The organism is Vibrio sp. 2433-A1, from assembly GCF_056726085.1.
The window spans coordinates 20392-35407 of sequence record NZ_JBRESC010000016.1; the positions used below are offsets into that span (position 1 = coordinate 20392).

At 44.4% G+C, this 15016-nt stretch carries 16 protein-coding genes; 9 read left to right on the top strand and 7 right to left on the bottom strand.

What is annotated here, in order from left to right; translation table 11 throughout:
• Positions 1 to 5 precede the first annotated feature (5 nt).
• Entirely contained in the window at positions 6 to 1229 is a 1224-nt protein-coding gene (gene pepT / locus ACU01J_RS15825; protein WP_481086588.1) for a peptidase T, read from the bottom strand.
• Between the two features lie 288 nt (positions 1230 to 1517).
• Here pepT and ACU01J_RS15830 point away from each other — a divergent pair, with 288 nt between their 5' ends.
• The 7 genes from ACU01J_RS15830 to ACU01J_RS15860 all read left to right on the top strand — a co-directional run bounded on the left by ACU01J_RS15830 (position 1518) and on the right by ACU01J_RS15860 (position 9719).
• Positions 1518 to 2489: a tripartite tricarboxylate transporter substrate binding protein gene (locus ACU01J_RS15830; RefSeq protein ID WP_481086589.1), complete on the top strand. Its 972-nt coding sequence runs from the start codon at positions 1518 to 1520 to the stop codon at positions 2487 to 2489.
• A gap of 366 nt (positions 2490 to 2855) precedes the next feature.
• Complete coding sequence (locus ACU01J_RS15835; protein ID WP_481086590.1) at positions 2856 to 3374, top strand: tripartite tricarboxylate transporter TctB family protein; 519 nt, start codon at positions 2856 to 2858, stop codon at positions 3372 to 3374.
• A gap of 18 nt (positions 3375 to 3392) precedes the next feature.
• Complete coding sequence (locus tag ACU01J_RS15840; RefSeq protein ID WP_481086591.1) at positions 3393 to 4919, top strand: tripartite tricarboxylate transporter permease; 1527 nt, start codon at positions 3393 to 3395, stop codon at positions 4917 to 4919.
• A 134-nt stretch (positions 4920 to 5053) separates the two neighbouring features.
• On the top strand, positions 5054 to 6454 hold the full coding sequence (locus ACU01J_RS15845; protein WP_481086592.1) for a TolC family protein: 1401 nt from the start codon (positions 5054 to 5056) through the stop codon (positions 6452 to 6454).
• 9 nt (positions 6455 to 6463) lie between these two features.
• Positions 6464 to 7441 (top strand): HlyD family secretion protein, encoded by a 978-nt coding sequence (locus ACU01J_RS15850; RefSeq protein ID WP_481086593.1) that lies wholly within the window; start codon positions 6464 to 6466, stop codon positions 7439 to 7441.
• A 14-nt stretch (positions 7442 to 7455) separates the two neighbouring features.
• A complete protein-coding gene (locus ACU01J_RS15855; protein WP_481086594.1) occupies positions 7456 to 8598 on the top strand; it encodes an ABC transporter permease in 1143 nt (380 codons plus the stop codon).
• On the top strand, positions 8595 to 9719 hold the full coding sequence (locus ACU01J_RS15860) for an ABC transporter permease (protein ID WP_481086595.1): 1125 nt from the start codon (positions 8595 to 8597) through the stop codon (positions 9717 to 9719). The genes ACU01J_RS15855 and ACU01J_RS15860 overlap by 4 nt, the downstream gene beginning before the upstream one ends.
• 66 nt (positions 9720 to 9785) lie before the next feature.
• Here the strand turns inward: ACU01J_RS15860 and ACU01J_RS15865 are convergent, their stop codons facing one another.
• From ACU01J_RS15865 to ACU01J_RS15875, 3 genes are all read right to left on the bottom strand, one after another.
• Positions 9786 to 10352 carry a threonine transporter RhtB gene (locus ACU01J_RS15865; protein ID WP_481086596.1) on the bottom strand — a complete coding sequence of 189 codons (567 nt, stop codon included), beginning with the start codon at positions 10350 to 10352 and terminating at the stop codon, positions 9786 to 9788.
• Positions 10353 to 10474: 122 nt separating this feature from the next.
• Complete coding sequence (locus ACU01J_RS15870; protein WP_481086597.1) at positions 10475 to 10912, bottom strand: DUF3859 domain-containing protein; 438 nt, start codon at positions 10910 to 10912, stop codon at positions 10475 to 10477.
• Positions 10891 to 11283, bottom strand: a complete 393-nt coding sequence (locus ACU01J_RS15875) for an AAA family ATPase (RefSeq protein WP_481086666.1) — start codon at positions 11281 to 11283, stop codon at positions 10891 to 10893. The genes ACU01J_RS15870 and ACU01J_RS15875 overlap by 22 nt, the downstream gene beginning before the upstream one ends.
• A 129-nt stretch (positions 11284 to 11412) precedes the next feature.
• Between ACU01J_RS15875 and metA the strand changes: the two genes are divergently transcribed.
• A complete protein-coding gene (gene metA / locus ACU01J_RS15880; RefSeq protein ID WP_481086598.1) occupies positions 11413 to 12354 on the top strand; it encodes a homoserine O-succinyltransferase MetA in 942 nt (313 codons plus the stop codon).
• A 191-nt stretch (positions 12355 to 12545) separates the two neighbouring features.
• A complete protein-coding gene (gene pilW, locus ACU01J_RS15885; protein WP_481086599.1) occupies positions 12546 to 13244 on the top strand; it encodes a type IV pilus biogenesis/stability protein PilW in 699 nt (232 codons plus the stop codon).
• Here pilW and ACU01J_RS15890 read toward each other — a convergent pair.
• Genes ACU01J_RS15890 through ACU01J_RS15900 form a run of 3 tightly spaced genes read right to left on the bottom strand, consistent with a single transcriptional unit; the run spans position 13241 to position 15004 of the window.
• Positions 13241 to 13429, bottom strand: a complete 189-nt coding sequence (locus ACU01J_RS15890; RefSeq protein ID WP_481086600.1) for a hypothetical protein — start codon at positions 13427 to 13429, stop codon at positions 13241 to 13243. The two genes, pilW and ACU01J_RS15890, sit on opposite strands and share 4 nt — an antisense overlap.
• A 20-nt stretch (positions 13430 to 13449) precedes the next feature.
• Positions 13450 to 14496, bottom strand: a complete 1047-nt coding sequence (rlmF, locus tag ACU01J_RS15895; protein ID WP_481086601.1) for a 23S rRNA (adenine(1618)-N(6))-methyltransferase RlmF — start codon at positions 14494 to 14496, stop codon at positions 13450 to 13452.
• 4 nt (positions 14497 to 14500) lie between these two features.
• On the bottom strand, positions 14501 to 15004 hold the full coding sequence (locus tag ACU01J_RS15900; RefSeq protein WP_481086667.1) for a M48 metallopeptidase family protein: 504 nt from the start codon (positions 15002 to 15004) through the stop codon (positions 14501 to 14503).
• Positions 15005 to 15016 lie beyond the last annotated feature (12 nt).

The following is a 15016-nucleotide window of genomic DNA, read 5'->3' on the forward strand; positions in this document are numbered from 1 at the left end:
ATCGACTATCCTTTTGCGTTATTTTTTACAATGGTTGTAATCACTGTTGCTGCGGCTTTAAGACTATTCAGTGGCAAATATTCAAAGATCGAGTGGAAGTTATGAGCACCGGTAAATATGTTTGGACAAGGGATACCATCTTCAGAAAGTACCGCGCCGTCATAGCCCCCTCTCATAGGAATTATTTTCGGTTGAATGTCGTTTTCAGCATAAGCATTTAGTGCAAGATTAACAGGGGATTTTTCACTACTTTCTTGCGACAAAAAGTTGGCTACATTCTGATATCTATCAGAAAGAGACAGTGTAATACTCTTGTCACCATAGAGGGCTTTGAAAGCGTTAACCGCATTGACGATAAAATCACAACGAGCGGAATACCCCTCTTTAGTAAAGTCTCGAATATCAATGTTGAGCGTCGTTTTAGCGCTGTTACCTTCGATTTTCTTCATCCAGAAGTAGCCTTCACGGCCTTCAGTTGCTTCAGGCGTTTCAGTCGATGGGAAGAGTGCCATGAATTTTTGCGCAGATAGCAACGAGTTTTTCAGATTCCCCTTACTATTCATTGGGTGCGCTGACTGGCCAATAAATTCGACAACAGCGTTTCCTGCATTCCAATTTTCGTACACAAACTCTCCAATACCACAGCAATCTAATGTATATCCAAAGTCAGCGAAATCAGGAGTTTTAAATGCTTTAGCGCCAAGTAAGCCTTGTTCTTCATCAGGTAAGAAAGCAACACGAATCGTACCGTGTTTTTGGTCTGGGTTGTCATTGAAATACTGCAGCATATGCATGATTGCGGCGATAGCGGCCTTATCATCGGCACCTAACAGGCTCTGGCCGTCCGAGACAAAGATCTTATCGCCAACATAATTTTTGAGCTCTGGATTCTCGTTTTGAGATAAAACCTTTCCATTAGCTAGAGTAATATCGCCTCCCTGATAATCGATTAGGGTTGCATGTGTGTCAGCAGTTTGCTCTGCACTCGTATCAAGGTGCCCAAAGAAAGCGATCGTTTTAACAGGGTAATCACAATTAGAAGGTAGTTCAGCAGTCACTATGCCGTTTTCTCTGTGGCTAATATTTACCACAGAATCCAATTGTTTTAGTTCCTCAACCAAAAGTTTACCAAGTTCCCATTGCCCAGAGCTGGATGGACACACTGGATTTAATGGGTTGGTCGTTGTATTGATTTGGGTATATCTTAAGAATCTATCAGAAATGTTCATATTATTATCAATCTAATCAGTTGTTTGAGTGAGTCAATGTACATCTCTTATTAATGACTGAATTGATCGAGATCAGCAATTGTAACAAAATATGTCCACGTGAACTTTATGAACAAAACCCCCAAAATGCTCAATATTGTTTTTATCAACGCATTAGAGACAGGAATGTAACAACCTCTTAACCTTAATCACATCTATCAACAAGCTTCCCTCCCTTGCTGATAGTAAATTCATAATGATAAGTACATTTTCAATGAAGAATGTACACATACATAAGGAACGTGAATCATGTTTAAGGTACTAAAACCAACACTGGCGGCTTCGATCATCGCAGCTTCATTTTCGTTTAGCGCAATGGCCGCTGATGTAGAGAAAATCCACTTTCTAATCCCTGGTGGTGCTGGCGGTGGCTGGGACATGACAGCTCGTGGTACTGGTGACGTATTAGTTAAATCTGATATCGTTGAAAATGTCTCTTTCCAAAACCTTTCTGGTGGTGGCGGCGGTAAAGCAATCGCACACCTAATCGAAACAGCAGAACGCCAAGAAGATACGCTGATGGTGAACTCAACGCCTATCGTAGTTCGCTCACTAACGGGTATTTTCCCCCAGTCATTCCGTGATTTAACGCCAGTCGCAGCGACGATTGCTGACTACGGCGCTATTGTGACTTCTGTTGACTCTAAGTACGACACTTGGGAAGACGTAGTAAAAGAGTTCGAATCGAACCCACGTAAAGTAAAAATCGCTGGCGGCTCAGCACGTGGCAGCATGGACCACCTAGTTGTAGCAGCAGCGTTCAAAGGTGAAGGCTTCGACGCTAAGAAAGTGCGTTACATCGCCTATGATGCGGGCGGCAAAGCAATGGCTGCTCTCCTTTCAGGTGAAACTCAACTACTTTCAACAGGTCTAGGTGAAGTTCTAGAAATGTCGAAATCAGGCCAAGTTAAGATCCTTGCGGTTACAGCACCTAAGCGTCTAGATGCAGCTCCTGAGATCCCAACTCTAACTGAATACGGCAACGAAACCGTCTTCGCTAACTGGCGTGGTTTCTTTGCCGCTCCTGGCACTAGCCAAGAGAAGATCGACGAATGGAACACTGCCCTAACTAAGATGTACAACACTGACGAGTGGCAAGTCGTTCGTGACCGCAATGGTTGGATCGACAACTACAAAGCAGACAAAGACTTCTACGCTTTCTTAGAAGACCAAGAGCAGCAAATGGGCGACCTAATGCGTGAGCTTGGTTTCTTGAAGTAATTTCCTGCAAAGAAGTTTAAGGGCGACTTGCACCGCCCTTATACCAATCAGGATAAATAGATGCTCAACAGATTGCTCAGGAAAAAACGCTTAGAGCAAGGCATAGATTGAAGCTAGCTAGTAAGCCTACCTACAAAATCTATAACGAAGTTATACGCGTTTTTAACGAGCAAGATTGACCAGATATTTGTGCTGATTGGTATGTACCCCTTTCGCCGTACATGAGCTAACTACACAATCTCCTCTGTTTATTTATAGACAGTTAAGCCTTTGACTAGCAGCAAGTGGCTTATTTGTTAGTGATACATGCTCATTAACCCTCATGTACGGCTTTTTTCTTTCTATACCTGTCACATGGAGTTGGATATGTCGGATTTGCCAACGAACTCTTTCAATAACGGGAACTTTTTCTCTAAAGAAAACCTCCTCAGCCGCGATCGTGTTGGCGCGATGATTTTTCTGCTTGTCTGCCTATGCTACGGCTACCAGACCACGCAGATCCCACTGTTTCCCGGAGACGAATACGAACCCTTTACGGCTAGAACGTTACCTACTTTGCTGACGTTCATTGGTATTGGACTTTCCTTACTTTTACTTGTGACTGGCCAACCTGATGTAAAAAGTGGTGCGGTTGTTGAATTTAACTGGAAGCTTCTGATTGGTTTCTTAGTTCTAATGGCTCTCTATGGCGTAGGTCTTACCTATGTTGGTTTTGTCATTGCGACTAGTTTATTCCTATTAGCCGGTTTCTACTTACTGGGTGAACGACGTAAAAGCGTGCTGCTTGGCGCCTCTTTTCCGTTCGTTATCGCTTTTTATCTTCTTCTTACCCAAGGCCTGGATATCTACCTAGAGCCTGGTGTTATTTTCACCATTTGGTCGTAATTTAAGGGAAATGACATTATGTTAGACGGAATCTTACAAGGCCTATCTACTGCGGTAATGCCAATGAACATCATGATGGTGGTGGTTGGTTGTTTCGTAGGTACATTCATTGGTATGTTACCGGGTCTAGGCCCTATTTCTGCCATCGCACTGATGATCCCAATCACCTATGGCTTAGACCCTTCTTCTGGTCTGATCCTTATGGCGGGTGTTTACTATGGCGCCGTATTTGGTGGTTCAACCTCTTCAATCTTAATTAACGCGCCTGGCTGTTCTTCTACCGTTGTAACCGCGTTTGATGGCTACCCGATGGCTCAAAAAGGCCAAGCGGGTAAAGCACTGGCTCTAGCGGCCTACTCTTCATTTACTGGTGGTACATTGTCAGCAATCATGCTGCTCATTGCCGCTCCTGCTCTAGCAAACGTATCGCTGAGTTTCCAATCATCGGACTACTTCGCTCTGATGCTTCTTGGTTTATCTGCAGTAGCTGCATTCGCAGGTCCTGGGCAGGTAATCAAGGCATGGATGATGACAATTCTTGGTCTGATGCTATCAACGGTTGGTATTGATAAAGGTGTAGGCGTTGAACGTTTCACTTTCGGACTGACTGATCTGATGGATGGCTTTAGCTTCCTTCTTCTTGCGATGGCGACCTTCGCGCTGGGCGAAACCTTGATGGGTATTCTTAAGCCTGAGCAAGATACTCGCTCTGATGAACAAGATAAGATGAGCAATATCGGCAGTATGAAAGTCACCAAAGAAGAGATTAAAGAAGTCGCTCCTGTTTCAATCCGTTCTTCTATTCTTGGTTTCTTCACTGGCGTTCTGCCAGGCGCAGGCGCAACAATCGCGGCATTCTTAAGCTACGGTATGGAACGTAACCTTGCTCCTAAAGAGAAAAAAGAGGAGTTTGGTAAAGGCAGCATCCGTGGTCTAGTTGCACCAGAATCCGCGAACAATGCGGCATCGAGTGGTTCATTTGTCCCGCTATTGACGCTTGGTATCCCAGGTTCTGGTACCACCGCTATCATGCTTGGTGCTCTTATCGCTTACGGGATTCAGCCTGGCCCTCGCCTGTTTGTTGAGCACCCAGATGTCTTCTGGTCGGTCATCATTTCTATGTACTTTGGTAACATCGTACTGGTTATCTTAAACCTGCCACTAATCCCTTATATCTCGAAGCTGCTAGCTGTACCACGCACAGTATTACTGCCAATGATTTTATTCTTCTCTATCACAGGCGTGTATCTGGTTTCATTCAATACCATGGATGTCTTCATCATGCTGTTGATTGCGATGGCAGCCATAGCTCTGAGATTGGCTAACTTCCCGCTTGCACCGTTACTACTTGGCTTCATTCTTGGCGGCTTGATGGAAGAAAACCTTCGTCGCGCATTAATGATCAGTGATGGTGAGCTTAGCTTCCTATGGGAACGCCCTATCACAATGACATTTACCATTTTGGCTGTTTTGGTGCTGTTTAGCCCAATCTTGGTAAAGCTGTTCCAAAGGTTAAAACTGAGTCCGACTAAAGTGGAGCAATAGTATCTATGTTCTTATGTATTGGGGCCTCACGGCCTCTTTTTTTTTTGCACTTTTTAATCTATACTGTGGTGCTCTGTTGTACACAAAACAATTAGAGTATAAACTCTATTATTTAACAGTTAGGGAACATTAGTATGTCATTGCGTCCATTTGCGCTATTGATAGGTTGTGCCAGCGTCGCCTCTTCTTTCGCATACTCTGCGCCAATCAGCTTTGACCAAGCTTGGCAGGTCTTGCAGCAAGAAAACAACTCACTCGCAGCACAACGTTCTAATGTCGAACGCTATCAGCACCTTGAAGGTGCAACTGATAACCTAAACCTTCCTTCTGTTTCGATTGGCGCTAATTTCACCCGCCTCGATAACGATGTCACCGTATCAGGCAAACAATTATTTGAAAGTACCGGACAACATCTGCCAAACCTTGGTCCTATACTTAATCCTATTCTTGCGCAGATCGGTGGCGTAACATCCACGATCAGCGAGCGAGACATTTTCACCTCTTCCATTCGGGCAATTTGGCCCATTTTCACCGGTGGGCGTATAAATGCAGCCCAATCCGCTGCTGAAGGGAAAAAAGAGCAAGCGATCAGTGAGCTTGCGATGGAAACTCAAGCGCGCTTCGAAGATTTAAGTAAATACTACTTTTCCGTTCTTCTCGCCCAAGAAGTCGTTAAGACACGCCAATTAGTTGAGCAAGGGTTGACTAAACACCGTGACAATGCGGTTAAGTTAGAGCAGCAAGGTCAAATAGCGCGTGTAGAACGCTTACAGGCTGAGTCTGCGTTAGATAAAGCCACTATTGAACGCAAGAAAGCCGAAAAGAGTTTGGAAATCGCACAGTCAGCTCTGACTCAAATTCTTAATCAAACAACTACAGTTGAGCCTGCCGACGGCCTTTTCATTAACCAGAATTTACCCGAGCAAAGCGTGTTTATTGAGCGCACATTGGCCACCTATCCTGGGCTGGCACTGCTTGATTCGAAAGAGAAGCAAGCCAATAGTCTAATTGAAGCAGAGAAAGGCAAATATTATCCAGAGGTTTACCTTTATGGTGACTATAGCCTGTATGAAGATGACTCCCTTGCTAGCCAAATGAAACCAGACTGGCTAGTTGGTGTTGGCGTCAATATTCCACTGATTGAAAACAGCGGACGCAGTGAGCAAGTGAAAGCGGCCCACAGCGCCGTTTCTCAAGTGCGCTACTTAAAGGCTCAAGCTAAGCAAGACCTATCGGTATTGGTGCAGAAAACGTATCTCGAAGCGCAACAAGCTCAAGAGGAAGTACTTGGCCTTCAGTCAAGTATTGAGCTAGCACAGGAAAACTTAAACCTTAGAGAAAAAGCATTCAGTCAGGGTTTATCGACCTCAACAGATGTGGTTGATGCGCAGCTCTATGTCGCGAGCGTACAAACACAAAAAGCCGCAGCAAGTTTTAACTACCTAATTTCACTTTCCAAGCTACTGGCCCTCTCCAATGAGATGGGTTCATTTAGCCAGTACCAACACAACGCAATCAACGTTTCGAGTTTATAAGGACCCAAGATGAAAAATGCAAAAACACTTTTACTGACTGCCGCTGCATTTGGTATCGCTTCTTGGGTCGGCTATAGCTTTTATCAAGCTTATCAGCCACAACCGATTCGCTTGCAAGGGCAAATCGAATCTCAGCAATACAGCATTTCTTCCAAAGTCCCGGGGCGTATTGACCAAGTACTGGTTCGCAAAGGGGAAATGATTAAGCAAGGTGATTTAGTCTTCACACTTCACAGCCCAGAAATTGAAGCCAAGCTAGAACAAGCTAAAGCAGGCGAGAAAGCAGCGGGCGCATTAGCGATGCAAGCGAACAAAGGCGCTCGTAGCCAACAGATTCAGGCCGCTAAAGATCAATGGTTAAAAGCCAAAGCCGCAGCTCAGCTTATGGAGAAAACCTACCTTCGCGTCAACAACCTCTACACCGAAGGCGTTATCGCCGAGCAGAAACGCGACGAGGCCAAAACCCAGTGGCAAGCAGCTAAATATACTGAAAGCGCAGCGCTTCAAATGTATAAGATGGCCGAAGAAGGCGCGCGTAGCGAAACTAAACTTGCCGCTGCTGAGAAAGCACGTATGGCCGCAGGTGCGGTAGCGGAAGTAGAAGCGTACGCCCAAGATACCACGATTAAAAGTTGGTTTAGCGGTGAAGTTTCTCAGGTTCTGTTGCAAAGTGGCGAGCTTGCACCACAAGGTTTCCCGGTCGTTACTGTCATTGACACTCAAGACTCGTGGGCAATGCTTAATGTGCGTGAAGATCAGCTTAAGTATTTCGAAAAAGGCCAAACTTTCGATGCCTACCTTCCTGCTTTAGACAAAACCATCGAGTTTAAAGTGAGCCATGTGGCAGTCATGGGTGATTTTGCAACTTGGCGTTCAACTGATGCCTCACAAGGTTTTGACCTAAGAACATTTGAAGTGGAAGCGCGCCCTACTGAGCCACAAAGCGGTCTTCGTATGGGAATGAGCCTCGCGGTTGAAATCAACTAAGCGCATCAGCAATTATGCATACTAACCCAACCTCTCAACTGGATATCATTCGCCGAGATAAATGGCTGCTATCAAGTTTAACTTGGATCCCTCTGCTGCTAGCCGTAATGATTTGGGCAATCTTTTCACAAGGTGTTGCTCGCGATTTGCCCGTTGGCGTCGTTGACCTTTCGTCAAGTACCCTTTCACACAGATTGGTGCGCTATTACGATGCGACGCCCGCGATGCACGTTAGCACTGCATTTGCTGACGTTCATCAAGCAGAGCAAGCGCTTATCCAAGGGGATATCTATGCCTATGCAGTGATTCCCTCTCGGTTCGATGAAGAGATCTACAAGCAGTTAGCGCCTCAAGTCAGTGTGTTCTACAACAGCCAGATGATCTTAATCGGAAAACTGTTAAATTCAGCGTTTTTGCAAGCCCAAGGCACATTTAACGCAGAGCTAAGCACGATGAAAGGCCTTGCTGCCGGTAACTCAACCTTACTGTCTGCCATGGGTAACGCAGTTCCGGTGCGCACCCAAATTACTCCGCTATTTAATAAGAACTCGAATTACGCGCAGTTTTTAGTCTCAGCGATCATTCCGGCTCTGTGGCAGATAGTGATAGTGGTCACCACGATTCTAATCTTAGCGGCCAATTTAAGGGACCGCCGACTATCACCTTGGTTGGCAACGCAGCCAATTCGAAGCCTATTTTCTACACTCGCACCTTACTATTGGGTATTTGCGCTGCAAGGTTTCGGCTTTTTATGCTGGTTCTATCTAGGATTTAAATGGCCGATGAACGGGAGCTTTATAACGCTCGTGATTGGGCAATCAGCGACGATTCTTGCGTGTATGGTGATGGGCAGTGTGTTTTTCTTTTTGACCTTGGACGCCGCTCGCGCAATGAGCTTCGCTGGCGCATTCACCGCACCAAGCTTCGCATTTATGGGCATCACCTTTCCCGTGACCGACATGAGTAGTCTTGCGCAGATGTGGCGCAGCCTGCTGCCAATCAGTCACTATATTGAAGTCCAAGTGAGCCAAGTTAGCTACGGTCAAGCATGGACAACGTCTCTTAGTCACCTACTCCCAATGTTTGGCTATGCCTTACCTTTGCTTCTTACCTTCGCACTGATCAAAAAGCATCTAACGAATGAGGTAACAAAATGACCATCATCGAATTGATTAAGTCCGAGATCAAAGCAATTGTCGCAAACCCTGTAGTAGCGTTAACCGTGTTTGGTGGAGTATTGTTTTACTCTTTTCTCTATCCACTCCCATACAGTCACCAGACTCCGCGAGAGCAAGAAATCAGTATTGTTAACCTCGACAACAGCCAAACCAGTTTTAAGCTAGAGCGAATGGTTGATGCGACACCGCAGGTTAAAGTAGTTCAGCGTGACTACAGTATCGAGGCAGCTCGCCAAGCGTTCCTATCTGGTAAAGTTAGCGGGATTTTGGTCATACCTGAGCACTTCTATAAAGATTTAATGCTTGGAAAAAGTCCGACTCTTGCTTACGCGGGCGATGCATCCTATTTCTTGGTATACGGCACTATTGTCGAAGGATTAGCAAAAGCCGGCGGAACATTAGCGGCTCAGACGACGGTCGCTAAGCTAGTGCTCGACGGTCAGCCTTTATCATTAGCCAGTGAACAATACGCAGCGACAAAACTGAACTTAAAGCCGACCTTTAACCCGCGTATGGGTTATGTCGATTATGTTGTTCCCGCAGTGTTTGTACTGATTTTACAGCAGACCCTTGCGATGGCGGCAGGCTTAGTCGGCGGTACTCAAAAGCACGGCAATGGGTATTGGAACCAAGTATCGCCCTTGAAACTTCTCACCGTAAGAATAGGCGTCCTTGTTGCTATCTACTACGTACTGAGCTGTTACTATTTTGGGGCTAGCTTTACAATGCATGGCGTCAATCAACTTGCTAAGATTGGCGATCTACTCACCCTACTACTGCCATTTTTAATCACCTCTAGCGCTATTGGAATCTGGCTTGGCAACATTACACCGCGAAGAGAGTTGGTCACCTTAGTTGTATTAATCAGCTCTATGCCACTTATTTTTAGCGTGGGTTTTATATGGCCGATTGAAGCGATACCAACACCGATTGTTTGGCTATCACAGTTGTTCCCAAGTACGCCGGCTATTCAAGGCTTCCTTAGACTCAATCAAATGGGCGGAGAATGGCCAAGCATTGCCAACCAATATAGCTTGTTGTGGCTTCAAGCAATAGGCTGGACAGCCATCGCTTGGATGTCCTTTAATACAAAAAACTAATATTTTGATGTATTAGAGATAAATGGCTGTATTAACGACATAACTCCCTATAAGGGTAGACTTACATCAATCTCTGAGCCATTGATACTCTTCATCATCATTTTGGCTACCGAAAAATGAAGCGTGCTGCTGTTTAAACTGATCTGCTTTAATTTCAGAAATTGGCCATAACATAAAGTTTTCATGAATAGAGTTATCGTCGATACGAAACTCAAGTGCTCGCAGTTTATTACTTATAAATTGATAGGTGTACGTTTCACCCGAACTATCACACACCATTGGCACGCGAGACATAGGCTGTTCATTAATGGAAACCAATACCCACTTACTGCTCTGTGGCTTACACAAGGTTTGGTTGACGACATCCACTTCGAATTTATTGTCAAATGTGGTACTCACAAAAACGACTGTAGAATATTTCAAATAGACGCGTCTCAATAGAAGTTGCTTTGTGTCTCGTGTACGTGTGGTTTGAATACCATTAGAAAACGGTTCGAAGTAAAACCAGTTCCATTTCCATTGCATACTTTTTTCGACAAATTTTAGTTGTGGTATGGTGTTCCAGGCCACGGCAACCACAATCAGCGCAATTAGAGCAGTCAGGACAAATAGAATTCGAACAAGTGTGTGCATTAAACAAATCTTCCTCAAGTAATTTGGTATCAAACCACAATGGTGAGCCATTGAAATCATCACCGGCAACGTCAATAGACACCTTTAGCCAAATAGATTTCTGAACATAATATTCGAATTATCTAGAACCCGCGCTTTTTCCAAAACTCCCCTTCATCCCTAGCATACACGTCGAATGCTTTATCTGATATGAGGGAACCATTGAGCATAATTGTCATGCGCCACTTACCAATATTGGATTCATACCCATCAATAGGGTCAAGTAGCTGGATAGTATCGCCGAGATAGAAATCCCAATCATTACTTCCGACGTGCAGTTCACCAGTAAACGGCTCTAAGAGCTGTCCTTTTTTGCCTCTAATCCCTGGGTGTTCAATACAAAACTCAATGACTTCACCCTTGGCCTTTTTGATATTGACGATATAGCCAAATTCTATTTCTTCATCGGCGGGCACTTTGGTTGTGAACTCTTGAATCTTTGGTAGGTACTTAGACTTAGAATCCCACTCTTTATAAATGCCGTAAGAGAGCATTTCTACTACTGGGCTTCGCTTCGCCATTCTTGCCACCTTTTCTTCATTGTTTCAATAACATGAGGCTCAACACCGTGAACATTGCCATAGTTTTTATGGCACTCAATCACTTCAAATTCTGTCCCAAGGCGCTTAGCCATTTTGTAATAAGGCATTATTTCCCAACGCCTTACGAAGGTATTGGAAACCACGACATTATTATTATTTGATAGGGATTGTTCCGTCATCAATTGGCACCACTGGTGCGCTTCCGCGATTTTATCTGCTTGAAAGCAATAATTACCATCGGCATCAACGAAATACATATCCGCTTCAAAGTGGTCGACTTCTAACGTCTTGGCTAAGGTGCTTTTCCCTGAGCCGGGAAGGCCTCGGATTAGGGTCAGTTTCGCAGTCATAGTAACGTTGAATAGATATCGGTAGCCGAATATTAATACAAATGAGACTAAAATTGCTATCGACATCTCATTCTGATTACGTTAAGTTTAGAAGTATAGACGTCCATAATAACACTTAGGGAGTAAGCTGTGCCAATTAAGATCCCCGATCAACTACCCGCATCAGACGTATTACGCACTGAAAACATCTTCGTGATGTCAGAATCTCGTGCATCCACTCAGGAAATCCGTCCACTTAAGGTTTTGATCCTCAATCTTATGCCTAAGAAAATTGAGACGGAAACTCAATTCTTACGTTTGTTATCTAACAGTCCATTACAAGTCGATATCGAACTACTGCGTATTGATAATCGCCCTAGTAAAAATACGCCAACTGAGCACTTAGATAACTTTTATCGCCAGTTTGAGATGGTCAAAGAGCGTAATTTTGATGGCCTTATCATTACCGGTGCCCCACTAGGCCTTGTTCAGTTTGAAGATGTCATTTATTGGGACCACCTGCAAACCATCATGAACTGGGCTAAAGACCACGTCACCTCAACACTTTATGTTTGTTGGGCGGCGCAGGCAGGGCTAAAACTCCTTTACGATTTACCTAAACGTACACGCAAAGAGAAGCTGTCCGGTGTTTACCACCATAAGATCCACAAACCTTATCACCCAGTTCTGAGAGGCTTTGACGATACTTTCTTAGCGCCACACAGCCGCTATGCTGACTTCTCTCCAGAATACTTAGCAGAGCACACCGATCTTGATGTTTTGGCAACGTCAGACGTTGCAGGGGTTTATTTAGCCGCAACCAAAGACAAACGTAACGTGTTTGTCACTGGCCATCCTGAATATGACTCGCATACACTGCACAACGAATACATCCGTGATCTTGGTGAAGGCATGGAACCTGCGATTCCAGTTAACTATTATCCAAATAACAACCCTGACAACCCACCATGCGCAAGCTGGCGTAGCCACGGTCATCTGTTGTTCTCAAACTGGCTAAACTACTGCGTTTACCAACAAACGCCATACGATCTGGATAAGTTCAGCGAAGCAAACTTCACGAAAGATGATTGATTCCCTACACCAATAGTTAGGTAATCAAGGTCAGAAAAGGTGCTACTCACATCGTAATGCGCCTTTTTTCATTCTTCTGTTTCATACGATTAACGGCTATAGACCACCTCTGTCGCATCCCGATCTCGACAGAGTCAACCTATAGGACTTAAGGCGTACACTACTCGTTGCGATCCACAATGAGTCAAACCATGCGCCTAGTATTACTCACCCTTTCACTGCTTCTAAACGGTTGTATAACTGTCGAAGCACCATCAAAAAATATTATTAGAGAACGCTCTGAAGCAAGGATAGAGCTCGGTATTGGCTACCTTAAGCAAGGCAATATGATTAAGGCGCGTGAAAACTTCGACATCGCCCTGCAACATGATCCCAACTATTACCGAGCTCAGCTTTCACTCGCTCACTACTTTGAGCAAGTCGGCGAAACTCAATCCGCGCAAAGTTTGTATTCCACTGCTCTCAAGCAACATCCAGACAATGGCGATGTACTCAACAACTACGGCACGTTTTTATGTAAACAGAAACACTATGACCAAGCCGATGCTCTGTTCAACCAAGCAATTGAACAGCCGAGTTATTACTTAATACCGATGAGTTATGAAAACGCGGCGCTTTGTTCGCTAAAAGCCGGAAATAAGCAAAGGGCTCAAGAGTATTTTCAAAGCGCTTTGGCACACCAACCAGATCGCCCTATATCATTGCTAAACTTAGCCAAATTAGAGATTGAATATGAGGAGTATACAGAAGCTAGGATCAGACTTTTACGATTCCATCAACGATATGGCGTGAAAAAGTCATCATTATATCTGCTCATCGAGTTAGAGCACAAAGTGGGAAACAAGGTGTTGGAAGATAAATATAGAGATCAATTAGAGCAGTTATATTAAGGCTTATTTTTACGAGAAGCATCCCGCTGCGTTTTACGCTTCTTTACCCGATTGATACGGCGGTATTCCTTATAAAGGATATAGATAAACGCCACTAGCCCAATCGCCAAAAGAACAGAAAATAGCGCTAGAAAGCTATCGCAAATCCAAGCAGGCTCACAGGGCATATAAATTTCAAACTCCATATGCCCTCCGCTCTATCCGATTAACTTTTTAGCTTCAGCCATTGCTGGCGTTCCGCTTCTGATTTAAACGTCCACGCCATAAAACGACTGGCTTTCTGGCCTTGGCTCATTTCGATAATACGCACTTCACTCGCGCCCACTTTTTCTAGATTTTTGCGCATCCAACGTACGTTCTCTTTCTTGGAAATCAGTGTCGAGAACCACAAAACCTGCTTGGAGAAATCTCGACTTTCAAACGCCAAATTCTTGATAAAGGCAGCTTCTCCACCCGGACACCAAAGCTCGGCTTTTTGTCCACCAAAGTTAAGTATAGGTGACTTGGTTGGCTTCGATTTCTGTGCCACTTGATTTCGTTTGTTCTTATTTGCCGCTAAGTTATTAATTTTTCTTTCAGTGCCTTGCTGCGCTTCTTGAAGAGACTTATGGAACGGAGGATTACATGTGGTGACATCGTAAAACTCGTTCGGCTTAATGATCCCTTTAAAAAAATTGCGGCTATCACTTTGCAATCGGCACTCTATACGCCCATTAAGCACTGAGTTCTGATTCGCGATTCGATTCGAATTATCTACCGACTCAGCATCAACGTCAGACCCAATGTAGTGCCAACCATACTGAGTCGCACCCACAATCGGATAAATGCAATTAGCGCCGACACCAATATCAAGCGCTCTCACTTGATTATGTTTTAACGACTTTGATTCATTGGTTAGCAGCTCAGCCAACCGGTGAATGTAATCCGCTCGACCGGGAATAGGTGGACATAAGTAACCTGGCGGAATATCCCACGACGTGACACTGTAATGGTGAGCGAGTAATACTTTGTTGAGTAACTTTACCGCCAGCGGATCAGAGAAATTAATACTCAACTCCCCTTTAGGGTTCTTTACCACATGCTTTATAAGCTCTGGCAACGCGACAGTTAGCTTTTCAAAGTCATAGCGACCTTGATGCAAATTGCGTTTATGTAACCCTGCTTTTCCTTTAAGGGTAATGACCTTCATCTGTGACGCAGATTGCTCTGGATTCTTGTTACGTAGCTTTGTTTTCTTAGATTGATGGATCATAAGGTTACTTTTTCTTGGCGATTTCTTGATAAATCATAAACAGGCGCGCATCGAGCTCAAGTTGATGATAGTCAGGCTCCATATGACAGCATAGTTGGTAGAAAGATTTATCGTGATCTTTCTCTTTTAGATGAGCCAGCTCATGTACCACCAGCATACGTAATAATGGCTCTGGCGCGTTCTTAAATACGCTCGCAATACGAATTTCGTTTTTCGATTTGATCTTGCCACCATGAACTTTAGCCACATAGGTATGTAAACCTAATGCGTTGTTGATCAGGTGGATTTTGCTGTCGTAAATCACTTTGCTCAGTGGCGCCGTTTTCTTCATGTAGCGATTTTTAATCGCCATCGTATATTCAAACAGGGCTTTTTCACTTTTGATGTCGTGATTCGTTGGGTAACGCTGTTCAAACCAAGTATTGAAGCGGCCAGACTCTATCATTTGAGTCACTGGCTCTAGAATATGTTGAGGATAGCCTTGAATATAACGAAGTAACGGATTCATAGTCACAGTAAT